Annotated in this window: 22 protein-coding genes; 11 read left to right on the top strand and 11 right to left on the bottom strand. The window is 70.2% G+C overall.

Annotated elements, in window-relative coordinates; genetic code table 11:
* Positions 1–301 precede the first annotated feature (301 nt).
* From QSK35_RS19940 to QSK35_RS19920, 5 genes are read left to right on the top strand one after another with little or no spacing between them, the layout of a single operon-like run.
* Entirely contained in the window at positions 302–1,570 is a 1,269-nt protein-coding gene (locus tag QSK35_RS19940; protein ID WP_502881683.1) for an ABC transporter substrate-binding protein, read from the top strand.
* Complete coding sequence (locus tag QSK35_RS19935) at positions 1,567–2,514, top strand: carbohydrate ABC transporter permease (RefSeq protein WP_502881682.1); 948 nt, start codon at positions 1,567–1,569, stop codon at positions 2,512–2,514. The genes QSK35_RS19940 and QSK35_RS19935 overlap by 4 nt, the downstream gene beginning before the upstream one ends.
* An 8-nt stretch (positions 2,515–2,522) precedes the next feature.
* On the top strand, positions 2,523–3,305 hold the full coding sequence (locus tag QSK35_RS19930) for a carbohydrate ABC transporter permease (RefSeq protein ID WP_285748303.1): 783 nt from the start codon (positions 2,523–2,525) through the stop codon (positions 3,303–3,305).
* Complete coding sequence (locus QSK35_RS19925; RefSeq protein WP_285748266.1) at positions 3,302–4,669, top strand: GH1 family beta-glucosidase; 1,368 nt, start codon at positions 3,302–3,304, stop codon at positions 4,667–4,669. Before QSK35_RS19930 ends, QSK35_RS19925 begins: the two co-directional genes overlap by 4 nt.
* Positions 4,666–5,646: a LacI family DNA-binding transcriptional regulator gene (locus tag QSK35_RS19920; RefSeq protein ID WP_285748264.1), complete on the top strand. Its 981-nt coding sequence runs from the start codon at positions 4,666–4,668 to the stop codon at positions 5,644–5,646. Before QSK35_RS19925 ends, QSK35_RS19920 begins: the two co-directional genes overlap by 4 nt.
* On the opposite strand, the gene QSK35_RS19915 is transcribed toward QSK35_RS19920, so the two are convergent.
* The 11 genes from QSK35_RS19915 to QSK35_RS19865 all read right to left on the bottom strand — a co-directional run bounded on the left by QSK35_RS19915 (position 5,647) and on the right by QSK35_RS19865 (position 19,314).
* Positions 5,647–6,495, bottom strand: coding sequence for a helix-turn-helix domain-containing protein (locus QSK35_RS19915; protein ID WP_285748261.1), 849 nt, complete (start codon positions 6,493–6,495; stop codon positions 5,647–5,649).
* 17 nt (positions 6,496–6,512) lie between these two features.
* Positions 6,513–9,302, bottom strand: coding sequence for a GH92 family glycosyl hydrolase (locus QSK35_RS19910; RefSeq protein WP_285748259.1), 2,790 nt, complete (start codon positions 9,300–9,302; stop codon positions 6,513–6,515).
* A 121-nt stretch (positions 9,303–9,423) separates the two neighbouring features.
* Complete coding sequence (locus QSK35_RS19905; RefSeq protein WP_285748258.1) at positions 9,424–9,810, bottom strand: carboxymuconolactone decarboxylase family protein; 387 nt, start codon at positions 9,808–9,810, stop codon at positions 9,424–9,426.
* Positions 9,807–11,243, bottom strand: coding sequence for a class I adenylate-forming enzyme family protein (locus QSK35_RS19900; protein WP_285748256.1), 1,437 nt, complete (start codon positions 11,241–11,243; stop codon positions 9,807–9,809). The genes QSK35_RS19905 and QSK35_RS19900 overlap by 4 nt, the downstream gene beginning before the upstream one ends.
* 85 nt (positions 11,244–11,328) lie before the next feature.
* Entirely contained in the window at positions 11,329–12,681 is a 1,353-nt protein-coding gene (locus QSK35_RS19895) for a CoA transferase (protein WP_285748253.1), read from the bottom strand.
* The gene (locus tag QSK35_RS19890) at positions 12,678–13,430 is read right to left on the bottom strand and encodes a class I SAM-dependent methyltransferase (protein ID WP_285748251.1); all 753 of its coding nucleotides are present in this window, start codon (positions 13,428–13,430) and stop codon (positions 12,678–12,680) included. Before QSK35_RS19890 ends, QSK35_RS19895 begins: the two co-directional genes overlap by 4 nt.
* On the bottom strand, positions 13,430–14,887 hold the full coding sequence (locus QSK35_RS19885; RefSeq protein ID WP_285748300.1) for a class I adenylate-forming enzyme family protein: 1,458 nt from the start codon (positions 14,885–14,887) through the stop codon (positions 13,430–13,432). The genes QSK35_RS19890 and QSK35_RS19885 overlap by 1 nt, the downstream gene beginning before the upstream one ends.
* An 11-nt stretch (positions 14,888–14,898) precedes the next feature.
* Positions 14,899–16,131, bottom strand: a complete 1,233-nt coding sequence (locus QSK35_RS19880) for a protoporphyrinogen/coproporphyrinogen oxidase (RefSeq protein WP_285748249.1) — start codon at positions 16,129–16,131, stop codon at positions 14,899–14,901.
* Entirely contained in the window at positions 16,128–17,054 is a 927-nt protein-coding gene (locus QSK35_RS19875; RefSeq protein ID WP_352244126.1) for a UbiA family prenyltransferase, read from the bottom strand. Before QSK35_RS19875 ends, QSK35_RS19880 begins: the two co-directional genes overlap by 4 nt.
* The gene (locus tag QSK35_RS19870) at positions 17,051–18,187 is read right to left on the bottom strand and encodes a DegT/DnrJ/EryC1/StrS family aminotransferase (RefSeq protein ID WP_285748245.1); all 1,137 of its coding nucleotides are present in this window, start codon (positions 18,185–18,187) and stop codon (positions 17,051–17,053) included. The genes QSK35_RS19875 and QSK35_RS19870 overlap by 4 nt, the downstream gene beginning before the upstream one ends.
* Positions 18,184–19,314 (bottom strand): DegT/DnrJ/EryC1/StrS family aminotransferase, encoded by a 1,131-nt coding sequence (locus QSK35_RS19865; RefSeq protein WP_285748243.1) that lies wholly within the window; start codon positions 19,312–19,314, stop codon positions 18,184–18,186. The genes QSK35_RS19870 and QSK35_RS19865 overlap by 4 nt, the downstream gene beginning before the upstream one ends.
* Positions 19,315–19,489: 175 nt before the next feature.
* Here QSK35_RS19865 and QSK35_RS19860 point away from each other — a divergent pair, with 175 nt between their 5' ends.
* The 6 genes from QSK35_RS19860 to QSK35_RS19835 are packed head-to-tail and all read left to right on the top strand — an operon-like array spanning position 19,490 to position 24,768.
* Complete coding sequence (locus QSK35_RS19860; protein ID WP_285748241.1) at positions 19,490–20,515, top strand: Gfo/Idh/MocA family protein; 1,026 nt, start codon at positions 19,490–19,492, stop codon at positions 20,513–20,515.
* The gene (locus QSK35_RS19855; RefSeq protein ID WP_285748239.1) at positions 20,505–21,317 is read left to right on the top strand and encodes a sugar phosphate isomerase/epimerase family protein; all 813 of its coding nucleotides are present in this window, start codon (positions 20,505–20,507) and stop codon (positions 21,315–21,317) included. Before QSK35_RS19860 ends, QSK35_RS19855 begins: the two co-directional genes overlap by 11 nt.
* On the top strand, positions 21,314–22,498 hold the full coding sequence (locus QSK35_RS19850) for a M20/M25/M40 family metallo-hydrolase (RefSeq protein WP_285748237.1): 1,185 nt from the start codon (positions 21,314–21,316) through the stop codon (positions 22,496–22,498). Before QSK35_RS19855 ends, QSK35_RS19850 begins: the two co-directional genes overlap by 4 nt.
* Complete coding sequence (locus tag QSK35_RS19845) at positions 22,495–23,523, top strand: Ldh family oxidoreductase (protein WP_285748234.1); 1,029 nt, start codon at positions 22,495–22,497, stop codon at positions 23,521–23,523. Before QSK35_RS19850 ends, QSK35_RS19845 begins: the two co-directional genes overlap by 4 nt.
* Positions 23,520–24,452: a Gfo/Idh/MocA family protein gene (locus QSK35_RS19840; protein ID WP_285748232.1), complete on the top strand. Its 933-nt coding sequence runs from the start codon at positions 23,520–23,522 to the stop codon at positions 24,450–24,452. The genes QSK35_RS19845 and QSK35_RS19840 overlap by 4 nt, the downstream gene beginning before the upstream one ends.
* Positions 24,382–24,768, top strand: a complete 387-nt coding sequence (locus QSK35_RS19835) for a DUF6917 domain-containing protein (RefSeq protein ID WP_285748229.1) — start codon at positions 24,382–24,384, stop codon at positions 24,766–24,768. Before QSK35_RS19840 ends, QSK35_RS19835 begins: the two co-directional genes overlap by 71 nt.
* Positions 24,769–24,833 lie beyond the last annotated feature (65 nt).

Raw genomic sequence — 24,833 nt, 5'->3', positions numbered from 1 at the left:
GGTGCGATGCGACGGGAGGGGCACACCACCCCAACGCAACCCACTACGAAAAGAAGGCACGGCCGGGCCCCTCTTTGAGCTGAGCCGGGGTCCGGGGCGGAGCCCCGAGCACGAAAGCCGCCGCGTCGCACTCCCAACCCACCACGAAAGCCGCCGCGTCAACACAACCGGCAGCCAACCGGCAGCCGACCGGCAGAGCAACGCACCGGCCCACCCCAAGGTTGACACCCGAGAATGACCGGGGTCACACTCCTCACCACTCTGGGAGCGCTCCCAGAAATCCGCCGAGAGGAGTCCCCACGTGCGACACCGCCGTTTGGTCAGCGTGCTGGTCTGCACAGCCATCGCCACCACCGCCACCACCGCCTGCGCCTCCGGTGGCGCGAGCCAGAGCGGCAAGACTGAGCTGACCGTCGCCACCTTCAACGAGTTCGGGTACGAGGACCTGTTCAAGGAGTACGAGGCGGCCCACCCCGACATCAAGATCACCCACCGCAAGACCGGCCAGGGCGCGCCCCACCACCAGAACCTCTTCACCAAGTTAGGCGCGGGCTCCGGGCTCGCCGACATCGAGGCGGTCGAGGAGGGCTACCTCAGCCAGGTGATGTCGAAGGCGAGCCAGTTCAACGACCTCAGGAGCATCGGGCCGAACGTCGACGGCCGCTGGCTCAAGTGGAAGACCGAAGCCGCCACCAAGGACGGCAAGCTCATCGGATACGGCACGGACATCGGCCCGCTCGCCATGTGCTACCGCAAGGACCTCTTCGAACAGGCCGGCCTGCCGTCCGACCCCGCCCAGGTCAAGGAGCTGCTCGCCACCTGGGACAGCTACTTCCAAGCAGGCGACCAGTTCACCGCCAAGACCAAGATCGCCTGGTTCGACAGCGCCGCGCAGATCTTCAACGCCATGCACAACCAGCACGAGGTCGGCTACTTCGACAAGAGCGACAAGCTCGTCGTCGACACCAACCCGGCCATCAAGAGCGACTGGAACGCCGTGACCAACGCCGTCGCCAAGGGGCAGTCGGCGAAGCTGGTGGCGTTCAGCAACGAGTGGAACACCGGGTTCAAGACCGGCGCGTTCGCGACCAAGACCTGCCCCTCGTGGATGCTCGGCGTGATCGAGAGCCAGGCCGGGCCGGAGAACGCCAACAAGTGGGCGGTCACCGAGGCCTTCCCCAACGGCGGCGGCAACTGGGGTGGCTCGTACCTGACCGTGCCGAAGCAGAGCAAGAACGCCAAGCAGGCCGCCGAGCTCGCCGCCTGGCTGACCACACCCGAGCAGCAGATCAAGGCGTTCCAGGCCAAGGGCACGTTCCCCAGTCAGGTCGAGGCGCTGAAGTCGCCCGCGCTGCTCGAGCAGACCAACGCCTACTTCGGCGGCGTCAAGGCCGGGGCGCTGTTCGCCGAGCAGGCCCAGAAGGTGAAAGCCGCGCAGTACAAGGGGCCGGCCGACGGGCAGGTGCAGGAGAACGTGTTCAGCCCCGCGTTGCAGTCCGTCGAACAGGGCAAGAACCCTGACGACGCATGGAAGACGGCCGTCCAGGACGCCCAGAAGGCGGCCAAGTGACCGCGGTGCTCACCAGACCTGGCCACGAGCGGGTGGAGGAGGCTCGCTCGCGGCACCGGCCGTCCAATTTGGACACCAAAGTAACGCCGTATCTGTTCGTCGCACCGTTTTTCTTGCTGTTCGGCGCGGTTGGGCTGTTCCCGTTGCTCTACACGGCATACGTGTCGCTGTTCGACTGGGAGCTAGGCGCCGACGCCCCGGCGTTCATCGGCATCGACAACTACACAACCCTCGTCAGCGACGGGCAGTTCTGGAACGCGCTGTTCAACACGTTCAGCATCTTCCTGTTGTCCAGCGCGCCGCAGATCGTGGTCGCCGTACTTCTCGCCGCGCTGCTGAACGCCAACCTCAGGGCGCGCACGGCGTGGCGGATGGGTGTGCTGCTCCCCTACGTGGCCAGCCTCGTGGCGTTGACGATCATTTTCGGCAACCTGTTCGGACCGCAGTACGGGCTGGCCAACGACATTCTCGAAACCATCGGGATCGGGCCCGTCGACTGGCAGGCGGACACGTTCGGTAGCCACCTCGCCATCGCTTCCATGGTCAACTGGCGGTGGACCGGTTACAACGCGCTCATCGTGCTCGCCGCCATGCAGGCGATTCCGAAGGAGGTGCACGAGGCCGCGGTCGTCGACGGAGCTGGCGCGGCCAGGAGGTTCTTCAGCATCACGTTGCCGATGCTCAAGCCGACGATCATCTTCGTGGTGGTCACGTCGACCATCGGCGGGCTGCAGATCTTCACCGAGCCCAAGCTGTTCGACCCGTCCGGCGGCAGCGGCGGCGGCGCGGAGCACCAGTACCAGACGGTGGTGCTGTATCTCTACCAATCGGCGTTCCAGAGCTTCGACCTCGGTTACGCCTCCGCGATCGCCTGGGTGCTGTTCCTCGTCGTCATCACCGTCGCCGGGCTGAACTTCCTCCTCACCAGGAGGGCGGTGCGGTGAGACGGCCGATGATCTACGGGATTCTCGGGGCGTTCGTGCTCGGGTCGGCGTTCCCGTTCTACTGGTCGTTCGTCGTCGCGAGCCGGGAGAGCACCGACTTCACGCTCATCCCCGGCGGCAACTTCTGGTCGAACGCGGCGCGCGTGTTCGACACGATCCCGTTCTGGAAGGCGCTGATCAACAGCTTCATCGTGTCCGGCACTGTGACGGCGAGCGTGGTGCTGCTGTCCAGCCTGGCGGGGTTCGCATTCGCCAAGCTGCGGTTCCGCGGCCACAACCTCCTGTTCCTTTTCGTAGTGGCGACGCTCGCGGTGCCTACGCAGCTGGGCATCATCCCGCTCTACATGGCGATGGCCGAGTTCGGCTGGGCGGGCGAGCTCGAGGCCGTGATCGTGCCGAACCTCGTCACCGCGTTCGGGGTCTTCTGGATGCGGCAGTACATCGTCGACGCGATCCCCGACGAGCTGATCGAGGCCGCGCGGATGGACGGCTGCAGCCTGTGGCGGACCTACTGGCACGTCGGGTTGCCCGCGGTCCGGCCGGCCGCCGCGATGCTCGGCGTGTTCACGTTCATGCAGTCGTGGAACGACTTCCTGTGGCCGCTGGTCGTGCTCAACGCCGACAACCCGACCATGCAGGTCGCGCTGGAGAAGCTGCAGAGCGGCTACTACGTCGACTACTCGCTCGTGCTCGCCGGGACCACGCTCGCCACGGTCCCGGTGCTGATCGTGTTCATCGTGCTCGGACGGCAGATCGTCGCCGGCGTCATGCAAGGAGCTGTCAAGGGATGAGCATTGTTTTCCCGCAAGGGTTTCTCTGGGGGGCCGCGACGGCCGCGTTCCAAGTGGAGGGTGCGACCGATGTGGACGGTCGCACGGACTCGATCTGGGACACGTTCTGCCGCGTGCCCGGCAAGGTCGTCGACGGGCACACCGGCGAGCCTGGGGCCGACCACTACCGGCGGTTCGAGCAGGACGTGCGGTTGATGGCCGATCTCGGGCTGGGCGCATACCGGTTCTCGATCGCGTGGCCGCGCGTGCGGCCGGACGGCGGCGCGGTCAACCAGGCCGGGCTGGACTTCTACAAGCGGCTCGTGGACACCCTGCTGCAATACGGCATTGAGCCGTGGCCGACCCTCTACCACTGGGATCTGCCGCAGAAGCTCGAGGACACCGGCGGCTGGGCGGCGCGCGACACCCCGTACCGGTTCGCCGACTACGCGGCTTCGGTCGTCGAGGCGCTCGGCGACCGCGTCGCGACGTGGACCACGATGAACGAGCCGTGGTGTTCGGCGTTCCTCGGCTACGCGGCCGGGCTGCACGCGCCGGGTCGCACCGATCCGGTCGCGGCCGCGGCCGCGGCACATCATCTGTTGCTCGGGCACGGTCTCGCCACGCAGGCGATCCGCGCCGCCCAGCCGCGGGCGCGCGTGGGCATCACGCTCAACATGTACCCGGTGATCCCGGCGAACCCGCAGGACCCGGACGACGTGGACGTGGCCCGCCGGATCGACGGAATCCAGCAGCGCATCTTCCTGGATCCGTTGCTGCGCAGGCGTTACCCGAACGACCTGCTGGTCGACCTCGAACCGTTCGGGTTCACCGGTGTCATCCGCGCCGCCGACATGGACATCATCTCGGCACCCATCGACCTGCTGGGGGTGAACTACTACTCCGAGTACTACGTCAGCTCCGCACCCGGTGTCACCGGCCCTTCGCCCTGGGTCGGTGTCTCGCAGCTGTCGTTCCCGCGCCGGGACATGCCGCGCACGGACATGGACTGGGAGGTGCGGCCGGAGGGCCTGCGGTCGGTGCTGATGCGGCTGCACCTGGAGTATCCGCGGTTGCCGTTGTACATCACGGAGAACGGCGCGGCCTACCAGGACGTCGTCTCGCCGGACGGCATCGAGGACCACGACCGGGCCGCGTACCTCGCGTCGCACCTGTGGTCCGCGCACTCGGCGATCGAGGCCGGGGTCGACCTGCGCGGGTACTTCTGCTGGTCGCTGCTGGACAACTTCGAGTGGGCCGAGGGGTACGCGAAGCGGTTCGGCATCGTGCACGTGGACTACGAGACGCAGGTCCGCACGCCCAAGCTGAGCGCCCGGTGGTTCGCGCGCGTGGCCCGCGGCAACGCCCTGGTCGCCGTGTCGTGACCGGGCGCCCGCGCATCGAGGAGGTCGCGCGGGTGGCCGGCGTGTCGAGGTCGACGGTGTCGCGGGTGATCAACGGCGCGCCGCACGTCAGCGCCGCCGCCCGCGACGCCGTCCATCGGGCGATCGCCCGCCTGGGCTACAGCCCGAACCACGCGGCCCGCACATTGGCGGGCCGCAGGGCGAACGCGATCGCGCTCGTCGTGTCCGAACCGGGCAGCCGCGTGCTCGCCGACCCGTTCTTCGCCGGCGTGCTCCGCGGCGTGCACGCGGAGCTGGCCGGGCAGACGCAGCTGGTGCTGATGATGAACCCGTCGGACGACCTGGTCGCGTATCTGAGCGGCGGCCACGTGGACGGGGCGATCGTGGTGAGCCTGCACGGCGAGGATCCGCTGCCACAGTTGTTGCACGACAAAGGTTTGCCGATCGTGGTCGGCGGGCGGCCACTCGCAGGAGCGGTCCCGTACGTCGACTCGGACAACTTCAACGGTGCCCTGGAAGCCACGCGCCACCTGGTCTCGTTGGGGCGCACCAGGATCGCCTGTGTCGCCGGCCCGCGCGACATGGCCGTCGGCCGGGATCGGCTGAGCGGGTGGCGGCGCGGGATGCACGGGCTGCCCGCCGACCTCGTCGAGCATGCCGACTTCACGCCCCAGGACGGCGCCAAAGCGATGGCCGCACTGCTCGACCGCGCCCCCGACCTCGACGCGGTGTTCGTGGCCGCGGACATCATGGCTTTGGGGGCATTGAAAATCCTGCACGAGCGCGGCCGTCGCGTCCCCGAAGACGTCGCGGTCGTCGGGTTCGACGACTCGGTGCTCGCGGCGACCGCGGTGCCGCCGCTGACGACCGTGCGGCAGGACGTCGAGCGGTTCGGGCGCACCCTGACGTGGCGGCTGCTCGCCGAGCTGAACGGCGCGGAGGGCCTGCCGCCGTCGATCCTGCTGCCCACCGAGCTGGTGCACCGGGACAGCGCCTGATCAAGGCCAGCTCCACCCGATCCCGATGTACCTGGCCGTCACGCCCTTCGCGAGGTGGTGCACGGCTCCACCCGAGCTCAACGTGAGCCCGGTGACCCGGCGCGGCTCGACGTCGTCGATCACGTAGACGTGCGGATCGACGGGCAGGGCTTCGGGATGGAACTGCACCTCGATCAGGCAGAGCTCCTCGGACCCGCGGGTGCCGTGCGCGAACTCATTACAGGTGCCGATGTTCTCGTCCCGCGTCTCGAACTCGAACACCCACGTATCGCCCGCGCTCAACGTGTGGTCGAACAGCAACTCCGTCATCAACAACAGCGCCTCCGGGTCATCGACCTCGCGACCGATCCGACAGTTTCGTGATGGCAACGTTGTCACCATCTCGGTCGGCCCATCGCTGTAGTAGTGGGCGAAGAAGCGGTCCACGCCGTCACGCCGGGCGCGGCCGACGACCTGGCTGATCACGCGATGCGGGTAGCGGTACCGGTTCACGAAGACCCGCTCGTGGCGGGCCACGATCTCCAGGTCGTTCGCGCGGAAGCCGGGCATCAGGTCGGGCAGCTCCTCCGGCCAGCCGGTCGGGCCCGCGCCGGCCAGCACGTCCAGCAAGGAGTTGGCCGGCAACAACAGGATCTTCTCCAGCGCCGCGACGACCTCCAGCGAGCGGGGTGAGATCGGGCGGTCCTTGCCCTGCTGCCACGCGCTGAGCGTGGACGCCGCGACCGTCGTCCCGTGCGCGGCGAGATGGCAGCGCAGCCTGTCCAGTGTCAGGCCGCGCTGCCGGATCGCGGCTCGCAGCGCCAGGTGAAACGGGCCGGTGCGCAGCAGGGCGTTGAGGCTCGCCGTCACCTGTCCGAATCTAGTGACTAGCCATAGATCTCGATTTCGTAGATTCGGGCGGTCCCGTTTGCGCCATCCTGCTCACCGGCCAGGACCATCAGGCGTACATACCGTCCACTTCCCGACAGCTGATGCGTCGACACGTCGGCCGAGTTGCCGCGCACCTGTGCCGCCGTGGTCCAGTTCGTGCCGTCCGCGGACAGCTGCACGTCGAAGTCGCGCGTGTTCCACTCCGCCGGCTCACCACCCGCGGCGGCGTGCTTCACGGTGATCGACTTGACCGCGCTCGACTGGCCGAGGTCGACCCGCCACCACTTCGACGAACCCAGCGAGCACCACTTGTCGGTGACGCTGCCGTTGTTCGCGAACCGCGCGGCTTCGGCGCTGTTGCACGCCGAGTCCGAGGTCGCGGGCTTGTTCAGCGCGAGGTTGCTCGGCGACGGGCCGCCTCCGCCGGTGTCGAACGACGGTGGCTGGTCGGCCGCCGCCGTGCCCCACGACTGGTTCGCGGTCGTGCCGAGCGTGTAGTCGACCGTGCCGCCGTTGAGGAACGACTCGGGCAGCCACGGCTTCGTCGTCGTGGCGCCGTTCACCCGCAGGCTCTGCACGAACTTGTTGTTCGCCGACGCGCCGGGCGCGTTGATCGTCAACGTCGTGCCGCCCGCCCGGTGCACCACGATCTTCGGGAACAGCGGGCTGGCCAGCAGCAGCTCACCGCGACCGGGTGCGAGCGGGTGCATGCCCATCGCGGCCCAGACGTACCAGGCCGACATCGCGCCGAGGTCGTCCTGACCGGGAATGCCGCCGGGACCGTTCGACCACAACGTGTTCACGACCTGGCGCACGGTGTCCTGCGTGCGCCAGGGGCTGCCGAAGTCGAACAACCAGGCCGCGGTGATCGACGGCTCGTTGTCCATCTCCGCCTTGAGGCCGCCCGCGCCGGTGAGCGCCCAGCTGCCGTCGGCCTTGTGGAAGAAGTTGTCCAGCCGGTTGATGCCGGAGCTCGTGCCGCCCATCAGGTTGAACAGGCCCTGGGCGTTGTGCGGCACCATCCACGTGTACTGCGCGGAGCTGCCCTCGGCGAACCCGTCGTCGTTCGCGGGGTTCGCGCTCGGCCAGGTGCCGTTGGCGTTGCGGTCCTGGATGTAGCCGCGCGTCGGGTGGAAGACGTTCTTCCAGTACTGGCCGCGCGCGAGGAACTCCTGGTGCCGAGCCGAGTTGCCGAGCCGCTGCGCCAGCTGGCTGATCGCGAAGTCCGCGACGGCGTCCTCGAGCGTCTCGCCCGCGCCGCCCCACGCGTTGCCGTTCTGCGGGACGTAGTGCAGCGACAGGTACTTGTCCAGCGACGGCCGTTCACCGACGACCATCACGTTCCAGCCCTCGCGGCTGAGGTCCTCGGGCGTGACCGTGGTCGCCGCGTGCACCATCGAGTTCAGTGCCCCTGACACGTCGAACTGGGTGCCGCCGAACGCGTAGATGCTCGGCACGGCCGCGTGTCCCGGATCGCCGGTCATCACGTGCGTGCCGCCCTGGTTGTGGGTCCAGCGGTCCCACACGCCGTTGTTCTGGTTGGCCTGGTTGAGCAGCGACTGCGCGATGTCCGCACCGACGTCCGGCCGGATCAGCGTGACGAGTTGCAGCTGACCGCGATAGACGTCCCAGCCGGAGAAGTTCGCGTACTGGATCCGGTTCGTCGTGTGGACCTGTTGGTCCATGCCCATGTACTGGCCGTTCACGTCACTGAACACGTTGGGGTGCAACAGCGCGTGGTACGCGGCGGTGTAGAAAGTGGACAGCTGGTTCTGGGTGCCGCCGGTGACCTCCAGGCGGTTCAGCTCGGTGTTCCACGCGTCGTGCGCCTTGGTCCGCACGGTGTCGAACGTGGTGCCCGCGGGGTTCTCGGCCGCGAGGTTCGCCTTGGCGTTGGCCAGGCTCACGTACGAGATGCCGACCCTCGCGTTGACCGTCCGGCCACTGCTGAGGTCGAACGTCACGTAGCCGCCGGATCCCCGGCCGTGGACCGGCCAGCCGTCGGTGCCGTAGGTCGTGCCGCCGCTCGCGGTCGTGGTGTTCGGCCGCAGGGAGCCGTCCTGCCACGTCCCGGTGCCGGCGAACGGTTTGTCGAACGTGACCGTGAAGTACAGCGTGTAGTAGCTGCGCCGGCCGATCTTGTTGATGTAGCCGCAGAAGTTGCCGCTGGTGACCGATCCGCTGATCGTGCGGTTCGCCGCGTCGATCGTGGTCGTCGCCGCGCTGCTGCCGACCTCGGAGTTGGAGGTGCGCAGCAGCATGCTGGCGGTGCCGGCCGGGTAGGTGAACCTTCCGGAGCCGGTGCGGGTGGTCGCGGTCAGTTCGGTGTTCACGCCGTTCGCGAGCTTGACCCGGTAGTACCCGGCCTCCGCGGTCTCGTCGGAGTGCTGGAAGTTGCTCGCGTAGACGCTGTCATCGTTGTCAGCGGACGGCGAGGACCCCACGTTCCCCACGAAGGGCAGGAACGGCACGTCGCCCGACGCGCCCGCGCAGCCGGTGCCGGACAGGTGGGTGAGGGCGAACCCGCGGATCCGGGTCGCGTTGTAGCCGTAGCCTCCCGGTTCGACCGTGCGCATCTGGTCGCCGCCGGTGTTCTCCGGGCTCCACTGGACCATGCCGAACGGCGTGTCGGCGCCGGGCCAGGTCTCACCGTTGTTGGATGTGCCGATCAGGGGGTTGACGTAGCTCGCCGGGTTGTCGACCGGGACGGCCCCGGCTTGGGGTGCTGGCAGGACCGCCGTCAGGGCTAACGCCAGTCCTAGTGCCAATGGGCGTATGGAACGCATCTCGGCCGCCTCTCCGAGTCAGGGATGCTCGACGTTTGTCGTACTCGGAGCGGTTGCGCGGTAGGGAGTGCCGAAAATTCGGCGGTCGAGGTACGCAGGTCGCAGGACTAGGATCCGGCACTCAGCGCACGCGCGTGCTGATCGCCAGGCGGTTGAACGCGTTGGTCACGATGGCCACCCAGATCAGCTGGGTCACCTTCTCCTGCCCGTGGTGCTCTGTCGCCGCTTCAAGCACCTCGTCGGACACCCGTCCACTGTGGACCATGGTGACGGCTTCCGCGAGCGCGAGGGCGCTGCGTTCCGCGTCCGTGTAGTGCGGGCTGGTGCGGAACCACGGCAGATCGTCGATCCGTTCGGCGGGCTCGCCCGTCTGCCGTGCGGCGGAACTGTGCAGGCGGATGCAGTACGTGCAGCCGTTGAGCTGGGAACAGCGCAACCGGACCAGCTCGTCCAGCGCGGTGTCGCCCCCGACGGCCTGGTGCAGCGCGAGCAACGCCTCGTAGCTCATCGGCAGTGCTCCCTGGCGAGTTCGGTGAGGGTGCGGTGGCAGACCTTGCCGGAGCCGGTCTCGGGGAGCGAGGACAGCACGAGCAGGCGTTCGGGCAACTTCGGGGCGGCCACGCCCGCGCCCGCGAGGAACGCCGTCAGCTGGCCGAGCGACGGGCGCGGCCGGCCAGGGCGCAGCGTCACGCACGCGCACAGTCGTTCCCCGAGGTCCGGGTCGGGCACCGGCACGCACGCGGCGGCGGCCACCGCGGGGTGGCCGTGCAGGTGCTGTTCGACCTCGGCGGGGCTGATGGTGTAGCCGCCGCGGACCACCACGCGCTTGATCCGGCGGGTCACGTGCAGCACCCCGTCCGGCGTGAACCGGCCTTCGTCGCCGGTGCGGACCCAGCCGCCCGCCGTGCGGTACGCGGCGTCCAGCTCGGGTGCCGCGACGTAGCTCAGCGGCGTCATCGGACCGCGGGCGCGGATCTCGCCGTCGACGATCCTGATGTCGCACACGGCGGGGTCCGGGCGGCCCACGCCGTGCTCCGGTGTGGTCGTGTGGCAGTTGACCCCGTCGGAGGAGCCGTAGACGTTGATGATCTCGGCGTCGAACCTGGCCCGGCAGAACGACAGCGTGTCCGGGGGCAGCGCGTCGCCGGACGACACGAACGCCCGAACCCCCTCCACTGTGGACAGATCGGCGATGCGGCGGAGCATGGCGGGCACGCCGAAGACGTGCGTCGGGCGGTGTTCGGCGATGAGGCTCAACGCCCGGCGGGCCTCGAACTTCCTGGTCACGACCAGCGTGGCGCCCTCGCGGCACAACGTGACCGGCACGCCGAAAGAACCGAACGCCGAGGCCAGGCTGACCAGCACGAGATCGCGGATGAACGGCTTGCCGCGGTGGATCGCCCGCAGGTAGTTGCCGCGGCCCCCGGCGATCGCGTTGTGCGAGTACGCGACCATCTTCGGCGCCGCCTCGGAACCCGACGAGACGAAGATCCGGGCCGGTGCCTCCGGGGCGACTTCGGTGCCCCGCCAGGTTCCCTTTTGGGGCACCGACTCGAGGACCGCGCTCACCCGTGCGCGTTCCAGCAGGTCCGGCTGCGGGTGCGTGAGCGGCAACGCCACCGCCCCGATCGCGTACACGGCCAGTTCGGCGATCACCGCGTCCCGGCCGTTCGGCAGGTGCAACGCGATGATGTCCCGTGCGCCGAGCCCGCGCGTGGTCAACGCCCCGGCTGCCGCACGCACCTCGCGGTCGAGCTCGGCGTAGGAGACGGCACCGTCGTCGTCGATGACCGCGATCCGGTCCGGCCGGGTCGCGGCCCGTTCGCGGAAGAGTGAGTACAGGTCGCGGTCCGGGCAGTGCCCCTCCTCGACCCACTGCCTGCGCAGGCGCCGCGGCACCCGATCCCCGATCGCAATGCCGTTCGTGGAAACCCAGGTCATCGCGTGAACCTCCGTGGAGCCGCAGTCCCGCGCAACCGCCGCGGCACCCGTTCCCCCATCACCACACCGTTCGTCGACACCCACGTCATCTCGTGAACTCCCAAGGAGCCGCCGGAACCACACACCCGTCCCGCACCAGAGCGCGAGCGAACCTCGGATCATCGGCGAGCGCGGCGAGGTCCGTGCAGACCGGCACCCTCAGCGGCACGGAACACGGCGGCCCGGACAACGCGTTGAGCCGTGCCGCGGCGGACAGCAGCGACGACTCCACCCGGCTATGGCCGTGACAGAGCGCATCGACAATGCCGTGCGCGCACACGAGCCCGCCGAACACGTCCACGACAGTCATCAGCGACGGCGGCACCCCCGCGTACGCCTGCACGACGAAATCAGTGCCGACGGGCGGGTTCGGGCCGAGCGCGTCACCCCAGCCGGACGCGTGCGCGTACACGATGCCCGGCCGCGCGCCCGCGACGTCGGTGGCGCTCAGGTTCCATCGGGCGTCCTTGCCCGGCGCCCAGTTGTGCAGGAAGACATCGGCGTCCCCGGCCAGATCGAGCAGGTCGCTCCGCCCGGTCGCGAGGTCGATCTCGACCGTCTCCTTGCCGTGGTTGAGCGCGTGGAACCGCGCGGACACCCCGCCCGTCATCGGTGGGACACCGCGCAACGGATCGCCGCCGGGCGGCTCGATCCGGATCACGCGGGCACCGAGCATGCTCAGCACGAGCCCCGCCATCGGCCCCTGGACGCGCCGGCACGACTCGAGCACCACCATGCCGGACAACGGCAACGCCACCTCCAGCGGCCGGGCGACCGGCATGCTCCGTCCACTGAGGACGTACGGCGGCAGGCCGGTGAGCGCGACGGCCGACACGCGGACGAGGCTCATGCCCGTCTCGGCGGCCGTCTGCTCCAGCGCCGCGATCGGCAGCGTGGCCGTGCGGGTGAACAGGGCCGCGGGCAGCGGGCAGGTCGCCGTGGCGAACCGCTGCTGGAACGGGCGCCACCCGCGGCGGATCGCCGACGGTGCCGTGTCGAGCCGCTGCCAGAACCGTTGCCAGACGAACGGGTCGAGCGTCTCGATCTCGAACGGCACACCTTCGGTGGATCGGAACGGCGGACCGCCGGGCACCACCGGTTCCGGCGGGTCGTCGGCGGTGGCCGCCGCGAGGTACTGGGAGACCGCGAGCAGAGCGGCCTGTGCCAGCGACGTGTACGCCGACCGCAGCAGCAGACCCCGCCGGCGGGCGAACCGCACGGCCAGCGCCCCGATCTCGCTCAGCTCGGTCGCCACGATGGTCGCGTAGTCCAGCCCGAGCCTGGCAGGACGGCCGGACCGCCTGCCGTGCACGTGCATGAGACCGCAGGCGGCCTGCACGTCCGCTTCCCCGCCCAGCCGCAGGTCGACGGGCCCGGCGATGGGCAGGGCGGTCGTCACCACGGTCTCCTCCCCTGCACGGAGTAGAAGACGCTCGACGACGCACGGAACCGGTGGTCGGCCAGCAGTTCCCGCACCCGCTCCAGTTCGTCGCCGGTCATGCCCGCCGCGACCAGCCGGTCCCGCAACCGATGGGTGTGTCCCGCCAGCAGCCGCACGCCGGGCACCCCCGCCCGCCACGGCTGGACGAACGGCACCGGGTCGACGTCGATAAGCCCGGCCGAGACCATCGCGCGCGCCGCTTCACGGCCCCACCCGCAGTCCACGCCGGCCGCGCTGAACACGGCGTTCTTCGCGCGCATGAACTTCTCGTACAACGCCCGGTCGGGCGCGCAGAGCACGGGCTCGTAGGTCGTGTCGAACTCGTCGACCTGCAGCCATCCACCCGGTTTCAGCGCGTCGACCAGTTTGCGCAGCACCCGCTCGCGGGTCGGCAGGTGGCGAAGTACCAGCCGCGCCACGATCAGGTCGAAGGTGTTGTGCGGCAACGGGTCGCGCGCGATGTCGTGCCGCAGCACCACCAGCCGCGGCGCCGGGGACACGAGGGGCTCGACATCGGTCGCCAGCACGGACCCGGCCCGCTCGGCCAGCCACCGCGCGATGCTGCCGGCACCGGTGCCGACGTCGAGGCAACGCCATTGCGCGGTGATACCAAGGGATTCCAGGCGGCCGCACGTGATCGGGTCGTACGCCTCGGCCAGGCAGTCGTGCTGGTCGACACTGCCCTCGACGGGGAAGACGTAGGTCATCAGGTCCACCTTCCCGTGCCGTACGTCTCGGCACTGCCGACCAGCCGGGTCAGAAGCTCCTGCCGGCGCACCTTGCCGGTGCCGGTGCGCGGGATCTCCTCCCACCGCAACACCCGCGGTGGCGCCAGCGGCGGCAGGTCCGCGGTCGCCGCCCGCCACCCGGCCTCGTCGACCTCGCCCACGACAACGGGAATCGGCAGCTCACCGGGCACGCCGAGCACCACGCACTCCACGACCGACGGCAGCCGGTCCTCCACCGCGTCCTCGATCTCCAGGCACGACAGGCCCGGCACCGTGTCGACCTCGCGGTCCAGCAGCATCACCGCACCGCCGCGCGTGATCCGGCCGAGGTCGCCGGTGTTCCACCACTCGCCGTTCCGCTTCGCCTCCCACCGCTCCCGCTCCCCCACGTACCCGGCGCAGCGGGCTTTGGTGCGCGCGAGCACCAGGCCCGTCTCGCCGCGGGGCACGGGCGCGAACGTCACCGGGTCCACCACCCGCAGCCGCGTCCGGCCGGGCACGGGCCGGCCGAGGTCGCGCAGGTCGCCCGACTTCCGGGTGAGGAACCGGAACGTCAGCGGTCCCGTCTCCGTCTGCCCCCAGCCCTGCATCCACAGTGGACGTTTGCGGCGTGAGGCGTGCAGCAGGTTCCGGACCACCGGCGGGTGCATCGCGTCGTAGGTGCTGATGAACAGCCGCACGTCGCGGAACTCCGGTCCCGGCGTCCACCGGACGTAGGCCGACGGCAGCGCCTCCACCACGGTCGGCGGGTGCTCACCGAACACCGCGGGCGCCGACGAGGGCGTGGACAGCAGCACGATCTCGCGTGGCGCCAGGCAGAACACGCTGGCGGTCCAGCAGAACGTCCGGCCGTGCGCGTAGGAGCTCGCGTTGCCCAGCACGTCGTCGCGCCGCACGCCGATCACCGGCCAGCGGACCGCCTCGAACCGCGCGAGCCGGTGCACGATCGTGGTCGTGGTGTGCACGACCAGCTTCGGCGTGCCCGTCGTGCCGGACGTGTGGTTCACCACGAGCGGGTCGTCCTCGTGCCGTTGCACGGGCGGTGGCACGGCCGATCCACGGATCGAGTCGAGATCGTCCAGCCGCAACACCCGCCCGGAGCGCGGCCGGTCCGTGACGACCAGCGCCGGGTCGAGGCGTTTCAGCAACAGCTCCACCGTGTCGTCCGGGAGGTCACCGGAGATCAACGCGGGGACCGCGCCGATCCGGATCGCCGCGCACGCCAGCAGGTCGTAGTCGTAGTGGTTGGCCTTCACCACCGCCACGTGGTCGCCGCGCCGCACGCCTGCCGCGTGCAGCCAGCCGGACGCCTCCCGCACGAGGGCGGCCAGCCCGGCGACGTCGTACACCGTCCCGCCGTCCGGCGCGATGTCGAACGGCCGGTCCAGCACCACGGTCGTGTGCGACCCCGCGCACTCGTCGAACAACGTGCCCATGTCATCCGGTTTCACCCGAGCTCCTTTCGGCGCAGCACGCGGGCCGCGGCCCGGCGGCCGGAACGGACGGCGGACTCGCTGCACGGACTCGGGTCCACCCAGTCCCCCGCGTAGTCGACGAGGTCCGGCCTGAACCCGGCACGCAACGCGAGTGCCTTCGGTGTCGCCTCCGGCAGCCCGTGCCGGAACCGGTGCACGACGTGGCCCCGCACGCCCGTGGCCAACGACGGCACGAAGGGGGCCGCGGCGCCGAGCAGCCGGTGCACGACCTCCTCGTCCGGCGCGTCCAGCAGCGGCGGCACCACCGCCGGGTTCGCGATCAGCGTCACGAGGCCGTGGCCGGCGGGCGCACGGCCGGGATGCTTGAGGTGGTCGAACAGGATCACCGACACCGCGGGGTTCTCGACCGACGGCACCGCGACCAGGTAGGCGCGCGAGGCGGGCCGGTGGTCGAGCATCAGGTGGACCTTGAGCATCGGCCTGAACGTGGACGCACGCACGAACTCCGGCGCGTCGGCGTATAGCGAGCACGCCACCGGCGCGGGCACGGCCAGCACCGCCGACCGGGCGGTCACCTCGGCGCGACCGGCCCTGATCCGTACGCGACCGTTGGCCGTGACCTCGTCGACCGGACAGGAGAGCGAAACGTCCACTGTGGATTCGAGAGCACGGCACAGGGTGTCCATGCCGTCGCGGTAGGTGCGCCAGCCCGACGAGGAGCCGAAGCTCGTCAGCAGCTCCACGAACGGCGCGGCGGCGGACCGGGCCGGATCCCAGCCGAAGAACCCGGACACGACGGGCTGGCACAGGTAGTCGAGGACGTCGCGGTGCCAGGGCGCGGCGAACTCCGCGACCGTGCCGGACACCGGGCGGCGGCGGACCGCGCGCATCAGGTCGAGTCGGGCCCGCGGCGCGAGCCCGGCTCCGGTCAGCAGGCCCATCGGGTGTGCGACACCGTTGCGCGCCTTGCCGTTCCGCCACATCGCGACGGGCCGGCCGATCCTCGGCACGCCGGTGACGCCCAGTTCGTCGATGAGCCGCCACGTCTCCGGGTAGCCGCGCGTCGGAATCTGCTCGGCACCGCTGTCGATCAGGAACCCGTCGCGGCGCAGCGTGGTCATCCGCCCGCCCACGTGGTCCGCCGCCTCGAACACCTGCACGTCGGCCCCGGCCTCGCGGAGGGTGTACGCCGTGACCAGCCCCGCGATCCCGGCGCCGATGACGGCCACGTCCACGTCCGTCATCCGCGCACCACCAGGTTCACGAAGATCAGCACGAGCACGGTGACCCGATGCGCGTCGATGCCGAGCTTGCGCGCCACCAGGATGTCGCCCTCGACGAAGCCCGTCCGCCACTGCTGCACCCGGAGCACGACGGTGGGCAGCAGCGCCAGCGGGAACCACCACGGACCGCCCGCGAACGGCGCGGCCACGATCAGTGCGGCCTCGACCGCCGACAGCAGGGCGACGAACAGCGCGTTGCCGCGCGGCGAGGTCAGCACCGCCACCGTGGGCCGGCCGACCCCGCGGTCGCCCTCGACGTCGTTGGTGTTGGAGTACACACCGAACAACAGCGGCCCGAGCCCGAAGAGCAGCGCCTGGACCAGCGCGAACCCGTCGATCGTGCCGGTGGCGAGGCCGTACGGGCCGAGCACCACGGCCCAGCCCAGCGCGGCGAGGAAGAACTCCTGGAAACCGTGGTAGCTGAGCTTCAGGCCCCACGAGTACTGCACCGAGAAGAAGAACGTCACCGCGATCACCACAAGCGTCCACATCGGACGGTGTGGCGCGATCGCGATCGCGCCCAGCCACAACGCGGCCCCGGCCAGCGCGGTCACCCACGCGAACCCGAGCACCTGGCGTTCGGTCAGCGTGCCCGCGACGAGCGGCTTGCGGGCGACCCTGCGGTTCGGGTCGTCGGGCGCGTAGTTGGCGATGTCGCTGCCGTCGCGGTAGCCGGTGAGGTCGTCCAGCGCGACCATCGCCGCCATCATGAACACCTCGCCCACGAGGAACAACAGCATCGTGGCAAGGACCGCGGGCTCGAGCCTTGACGCCGGGGCGAGCAGCGTCCACACGACCAGGACACCGAGGTAGTAGTCGAGGATGTCGAGCTTCGCCAGCCGCACGTAGGCGCGGGCCGTGCTCGACGCGGATCGGGTGCTCACAACGGGTTCTCCCACGACTGGTTTTCCTCTGGGAAGGCACACACCGTGTCCGCGATGTGCTCGACCTGCGCGTCGGTCAGGTGCGGGTAGACGGGAATGGCGAGGGTGCGTCGCGCGGCCCGCTCGGCGGCAGGCCACTCCCGCCCCTGCTCCGCGTACCCCGAGAACGCGGGCTGGTGCGGGAGTGGCGCCGGGTAATAGACGTGCGAGCCGACACCGCGCGCGGCGAGAAAGTCCCGCAGCGCGTCGCGGCGGTCGCACAGCAGTGAGTAGACGTAGTAGCAGCGACCGTCGCGAGTGGACGGAGGTGCGAGGATTCCGTGTTCACCCAGCGCGGCGAACCGCGCCGTGTAGTACTCGCCGATGGCCGCCCGCCGGGCGAGCCGCGCGGGCAGCGTCGGCCACCGGTAGAGCTGGAACGCGGCCATGATCTCGTCGAACCGGCTGTTGCAGCCGATCACCTCGTGCTCGAACCGCCGCACCTGGCCGTGGTTGCGCAGTATCCGCACCGTGCGGGCGAGCGCGGGGTCGCTGGTCACGACCATGCCGCCCTCGCCCGGCATACCGAACGTCTTGACCTGCACGAACGAGTAGACGCCCGCATCCCCCCACGCGCCGGCCGCGCGGCCCGCGAGCACGCCGCCCTGTCCGACCGCGGAGTCCTCCAGGAGTCGGACGCTCGCACCGGTCGCGATCTGCCGCAGCGCGGGCATGTCCGCCATGACGGAGAACATGTGCGCGGGCATGATCACCTTGGTGCGCGGGGTGACCAGCTTGTCGACCTCCGCCGGGTCGACGACCATCGTCCACGGGTCGATGTCGGCGAACACCGGTCGTGCGCCCGCGAGGACCACGCACGACGCCAGCGGCGCGCAGCCGAACGCGGGAACGATCACCTCGTCGCCGGGGCCGACGTCCATGGCGCGCAGGACGAGCGACAACGCCGACGTGCCGCTGCCACACGCGATCGCGTCGCCGGCGCCGACCGACTCGGCGATCACGTTCTCGAACTCCGCGGTGCGCCGGCCGAGCAGGAACCGCTGCTCTGGATCGAGCGCGACCTCGCGGACGAGGTCGAGCAGCACCTCGCGGTCGTCCTCGAACAGGTCGGGCGGGAAGAACGGCAGCATCACGGCCTCCCCGCGTAGTAAGCGCGGATCGCTTCGCAGACCCGGTCGACGTCCGAAGTGGACATGTCCGGGTAGAGCGGCAGCGCGAGGGTGTACTTGCAGGCGGCCTCGGCGTTCGGGAAGTCGCCGGGAACGTGCCCGAGGTCGGCGAAGCACGGCTGCAGGTGCAGCGGCACCGGGTAGTAGATCTCGGTCCCGACACCGCACGCGGCGAGGTGCGTGGCGAGCCCGTCCCGCTCGTCGGCCTCGATGACGTACACGTAGTACACGACGCCGTCGCGCGGCAGCTTGCGGATGCCGGGCAAGTCCTTCAGCAGCGACGTGTAGCGCGCGGCGAGCTCGGCCCGGCGCGCGATGTCATCGTCCAGAGTGGACAGCTTGGCCAGCAGCACCGCGGCCTGGATGTCGTCCATCTTGCTGTTCACGCCGGGCATACCGGTCGCGGTCGAGATGCCCGGGAAGTGGTCGATCGTGCGGCCGAACCGGCCGTGGTGGCGCAGCGCCCCGACGGTCTCCGCGATCCGCTCGTCGTTCGTGATCACCGCGCCCGCGTCGCCCAGCGCCCCGAGCGTCTTGGTGGGGAAGAACGACAACACTCCCCCGGCCCCGAACAGTCCAGCGTGCACACCGTCATGGCGCATGCCGATCGCCTCGGCGCTGTCCTCCACGACGGTCAGTCCCAGGCGGCCGGAGACCTCGAGCACGCCGGTCAGGTCGGCGAGCCGGTGGAAGAGGTGCACGGGCATGACGAACCGGGTGCGCTCGCCCGCGACGGCCTCGATCGACGCGGGGTCGATGCCGTACCCGTCGGCCTCGATGTCGGCGAACACCGGCCGACCGCTGGCCAGCACCACGGACGACGCGGTGGCGATGAACGAGAACGCGGGCACGACCACCTCGTCGCCGGGGCGCAGCCCGCACGCCCGCAGCAGCAGAACCAGCGCGTCCGTACCGCTATTCACCCCGACAGCGAATAGCGAGCCCGTGTAGGCGGCGAGCGCGTTTTCCAGTTCTACTACTTTTCGCCCATGCGAGTACTTACCATTGTCCATAACTTCGACAATGTGCTGACGAGTGACGGGCCAACGCCGGTCGAATGAGACGGCCTGGGTGAAGAAAGGGACCGCCAAGCGAACTCACCTCCGCTGCGACACAACGGATCCGAGCGTAGGACAGCCGTTCCACACGCCTGACGGATTCACACTTCCAGGTCAAAACGAGCATGCGTCATTGACATCATGCGAGTCGATCCAGCAGCGTCGAATTCCACGGGGTTCGAATTGTTTCGAAGACGGGGCGAATTAAGTGCGTACACTCGTCGTGGGATTGGGCCGGGCCGGCGCAGGTCTGCACATCCCGGTGCTGAGCAGGGCGCGGGCAGCGGGAACCCAGTTGTTCGGCGACGAGCCGGTGGTGGCGTGCGACCCGCGCCGGCTGCCTGCGCGCCGCGCGGGTCTGGTCACCACACAGACGCTGGCGCAGGCGGCCGCGCTGGTCGACCCCGGCGACACGGTGGCGCACGTCTGCACCCCACCGAGCGTGCGCACGGAGGTGATCACCGAGCTGGCCCGCCTCGGGTTCAACCGGATCGTGGTGGAGAAGCCGCTCGCGGCCGACACCGACGACCTGGCGCGGATCATCCGGTTGCGCCGCAAGCACGCGCTGCACATCGAGGTGGTCGAGCCGTGGCTGGCGAGCACGCTCACCGCGCGACTCACCGACCTGGTGCGGAACGGGACGATGGGCGAGGTCAGGTCGATCGCGATCGTGCAGAACAAGCCGCGCTTCCGCCGTTCCCTCACCGCACCCGGTCATCCGACCGCGTTCGACGTCGAGCTGCCGCACGGGGTGGGACTCGCGCTGCGGCTCGCGGGCAACGCGCGCGTCACCCACGCCGCCGGGTACGACCTGCGCGTCGGTGACGCCGTGGTGGCCAGGATGGGCGGCGCGCACATCGGCCTGCGGCACAACGCCGGCGCGCGCACCGAGATCACCTCCGACCTCACGGCACCGGTGCGCGAGCGGCGGATCACCATCCGGTTCGACGAGGGCACCGCGACCGGCCATTACGCCGTCAGCGATGACGACGACCACTCCCAGCTGACCGTCGTCCGCGGCGGGCACGCCGAGCGGGTTGTATTGCGGGACGACTCCCTGACCGAGTGGATGATCCAGGCGTACCGGAACTTCCGGCTCGGCGGCGAGCGCGGCGCGCTCAGCTTCGGGTTCGCCACCGAGGTCGTGCAGATCCTGTCCGTCGGCAAGAACATCTCGGCCGAACCGGTCGTTCCGGCGGCCCGCACGGAAGCCACGCCGCAGCATGCCGGGTGAGCTCGCGGGGATCACGGACGAGGCCGCGCACGACCTGCCCGCCCAGCTGCGGGTGCTCGCCGAGCTCGGCTGGTCGCGGATCGAGCTGCGATCGGTCGATCGGACACCGGTGGCCGAGCTGTCCGACCGGGCGTTCGACCGGGTCGCGAAGTCGTTGTCGGACAACGGAGTGCACGCCGTGTGCCTGGCGTCGCGGATCGGCGGCTGGTCGCGGTCGATCACCTACCCGCTCGAGCTGGAGCTCGCCGAGCTCGACGTGCTCGGCCGGCGGTGCGGTGACCTGGGCACGCGGTTCGTGCGGATCATGTCCTGCCCCAACGAGGGTTTGGGCGAGCAGGCGTGGCGCGACCGCGTGATCGGCCGGATCACGCTGTTCGCGACGCGAGCCGCGGAGCTCGGTGTGGTGCTGGTGCTGGAGAACTGTTCCGGCTGGGCGGGCACGAGCGGCGCGCGGATACTCGACCTGGTCGAGTCCGTGGACAGCCCGGCGTTGCGGGTGTTGTTCGACACCGGCAACGGCGTCGCGCACGGGTACGACGGGTACGCCCTGCTGCGGCAGGTGCTGCCGCACGTCGCGCACGTGCACGTCAAGGACGCGATCGGGTCGCGGTTCGTCCTGCCGGGAACCGGTGACGCGCGGGTCGCGGACTGTATGGAACTCCTGCGGGACAAGGGTTATCGCGGTGATTGGTCGCTGGAGCCGCACCTCGGGCTGGTTCCGCACGAGCCGGGCGAGCTGGCGGAGGACGCGGCGGCGTCGTTCGTCGCGGCCGGGCGGGCGATGGCCGGGTTGCTCGGGTGATCGCGTCCGACCGCGCGCTGCTGCTGTGCCTGCTCGAGCTGCCGACCGCCGGACCGCTGGAGACCTCCGCCGAGGTGCGGCTGTGGGACGCGATGCGGCTCTACGCCGACGCCGCGGCGGACATCGGGTTCGAGGTCGAGCACTTCGCCCCGGCCGCCACGCTGTCCGATCTCGTCCCGTTGGACGTCGGCGCGGACTTCCTGGCGTGCCAGCCGAACCTCGTGCTGCGCCGCGGTCCGCGCGACGCGCCGGCCGTGATGTTCAACGTGCACCTCGACACCGTGGCGCCGTTCGAGCCCGCGTCGTTCGACGGAGTCCGCTTCCACGGGCGTGGCGCGATCGACGCCAAGGGACCCGCCGTCGCGCTGCTGGCCGGTCTCCGTGCCGCCGCGAACGCGGACTGCGGCGTGCTCGTCCAGGCCGTCTCCGGCGAGGAGGGTGGTGCGATGGGCACCTTCGGCACGCGACCGCTGGTCGAGGCCGGGTACGTGGGCGCGCTCAACGTGTTCTGCGAGCCGACCGGCCTGCGCTACCTGCCGCGCTGCACCGCCGCGATGACCCCGTCGATCCAGATCCGCGGCGACGACGCGATCGACGACCAGCCGGACGTGGGGCACAACGCGACCGTGCTGCTCGGGTTCCTCGCGCAACACCTTGCGGCTGCTCTGCCCCAGGTGCCCAACGGGCAGATGTGCGTCGCCGGCCTGCACACCGGTTCGATGCACAACCGCGTCTACGGCTCGGGTGAGCTGCTGCTCAACCTGTCGTACGGCAGCTCGGCTTCGGCCCGCGTGCTGGAGGAAGCCGTGTCCGCGGAGCTGACGGCGGGGCTCGCGGCGTTCACCGAGCGGTTCGGCGATCGCTCGCCGTTCCGCCGCACCGCCCAGGACGCCGCGAAGATCACCGAGCTGTCGTGGCGCAAACGCGGCTTGCCCGCACTGTCCACTCAGGACGTTCCACTGCTGGACGGGCTCGTCCCCCGCTGGCCCGACGACGAGCCAGCGTTCACGTGTGACGCGATCTGGCTCGACGGGGTGGCCCCGGCCGTGGTGCTCGGTCCCGGTTCCCTCGACGGCAACAACGCCCACGCCCCCGGTGAGTTCGCCCTGGAGGCCGACCTCGACCGGTTCGCCGGCGTGGTGCGCGACATCGTCCTGCGATTCGCGGAGAGTGTCCGATGAGTGACGTGATCGTCCCGTTTCCGACCTTGTTGGCCGCGGTGACGCGCGTGTTCACCGCACGCGGGATGCCACCCGACCGGGCCGGCGTCGCCGCCGAGGCGTTGTGCCACGGCGAACTGACCGGCGTGACATCGCACGGCCTGGTCAACCTGACCCGGTTGTACCTGCCGCTGTTCGACAGCGGCCGCACCGATCCCGCCGCGGAAATGGTGATAGAGACCGACCTCGGCGCCTGTGTGCTCGCCGACGCCCGGCGCACGCTCGGCCTCTGGTCGGCGTCGCAGGCGATGGAGCTGGCCTGCGCCCGCGCCGCACGCCGGGGCATCGGGCTGGTGTCGTTGCGGGGCACCACGCACATCGGCTGCGCGGGTTACCACGCGGCACGGGCCGCCGCGCACGGCATGGTCGGGCTGGTGGCGGCCAACTGCGGCGGGCAGCGCATCGCCCGTCCGCCGGGCGGCAGCGCGCCGATGCTGGGTACCAACCCACTCGCCCTGGCGTGCCCGGCGGGCGACCGGCACCCGTTCGTGCTGGACATGAGCACGACCGTGGTGCCGACCGGCCGGATCCGCGCGGCGGCACGGGAGAACCGGCCCGTCCCGGCCGGGTGGCTCGCGTCCGACGACGGTGAGGCGGTGACGGATCCGGCGGCCTTCGACCGCGGTGAGGCACACCTGTTGTGGCTTGGTAGCGCTCCGGAAACGGGAGCGTACAAGGGATTCGGGCTCGGATTGCTGGTGGAGGTGCTCGCCGCGCTCGTCCCCGGCGCCGCGCTCGGCGCGTTGTCCGGCGACGGCTCGCTCGACGACGACATCGGTGTGTTCACCCTCGCGATCGCACCGTCGGTGCTCCGTCCTGGGTTCGGCGCGGACGCCTCGCAGTTGTTCGGCGCGGTGCTCGGCTGGCCGGCTGTCGCGGATCCCGTGACCTATCCGGGATGGCACGAGGGCGAACGCGCGGCATGGCGGCGCGAACACGGCGTGCCGCTGCCCTGGGCACTGCACGAGGAGCTGATGACCGCGTGATCCGGGTGGGCGTCGTCGGACTCGGGGTGATCTCCCGGTTCTACCTCCGCGCGATCGCGTCGTCGCCTTCCTTCGAGCTGGCCGCGGTGTGTGATCTCGACCCCGATCTGCTGGCGCCGCACGAGGTTCCGGCGTTCACCGACCATCGCGATCTGCTGGGCGTCGTCGACGCGGTGATCGTCACAGCGCCGAACGACGTGCACGCGGCGGTGTGCCGGGACGCGATCGCGGCGGGACTTCCGGTGTGCGTGGAGAAACCGCTCGCCACCACGTTGGCCGACGGCGTCGAACTGGTCGAGGCCGCGCGAAAGCGCGACGTCGCGCTGTTCACCGCCTTCCACCGGCGCTACAACCGCAACGTCCTGGCGCTGCCGGTGACCGCGCCGGTCAGGCACGTGACGGTCCGCTACCTGGAACGGATCGAGGAGCACGTCGGCCGGGACCGCTGGTACCTCGACGCCACGCGGTGCGGCGGTGGCTGTGTGGCGGACAACGGCCCGAACGCGCTGGACGTGGCACGCCTGTTCGTCGGCCCGCTGTCCCTTGTGGACGCTACGGTCACCCGCGACGAGCTCGGCGTCGACCGGCGGGCGCTGCTGCGACTGGACAAGGCGACGATCGAGCTGGACTGGTCGTTCCCCGGTGAGGTCAAGGACGTGACGGTCGAGCTGGTGGACGGCATCATGCTGCACGCCGACATGCTCGCCGGGTTCGCGGAGTTCAAGGGCTCGTTGTGGCACGAATACGCGGGGATCCTGCGGGAGTTCGCCACCGCCGTCGAGCGCCGCGGCGCGTGGCACGACGGCGGTCTGGACGCGCCTTCCCTGGTGGACCAGGTATATCGGATGGAGGCGGCACATGCGCGAGAACGGGCCGAAACGCACGGTCACCGGCACGGTGGTCAAGGTGCTGGTGCACCGCCGCGATGAACGCGGGATGACGCTGGAACCGTTCGCGAGCCGGTGCGTGCGGGTCGGCGAGGTGCACGAGCTGGTGACCACCGACCACGACGTGACCGACGAGCGGATCGACCGGGTCGGGTTCCTCGGGTTCGTCGAGATCGGGTCCGCGGGCGTGATCGACCGGGGCGACGAGCTGTGGCTCGGCGACGCGTTGGTCGGCACTGTCCTCGGGTTCGACGCCTGCCACTTTCCCAACCACTACAACATCCTCATCAGCACCCCAGTACCCCGCACCGGCCCCGAGGTGGGCATGGCCCCCAACCTCGACATCACCTTCCGCTGACCCCAACTCTCGCCGTTAAGGCCACCTTCACTGCGCTCAGTGCAGTGAAGGTGGCCTTAACGGTG

Origin of the sequence: Lentzea sp. NBRC 105346, assembly GCF_030269605.1 — a bacterium.
In the GTDB taxonomy this organism is placed as follows: Bacteria; Actinomycetota; Actinomycetes; order Mycobacteriales; family Pseudonocardiaceae; genus Lentzea.
This window is presented reverse-complemented; position numbering and strand designations above follow the sequence as displayed.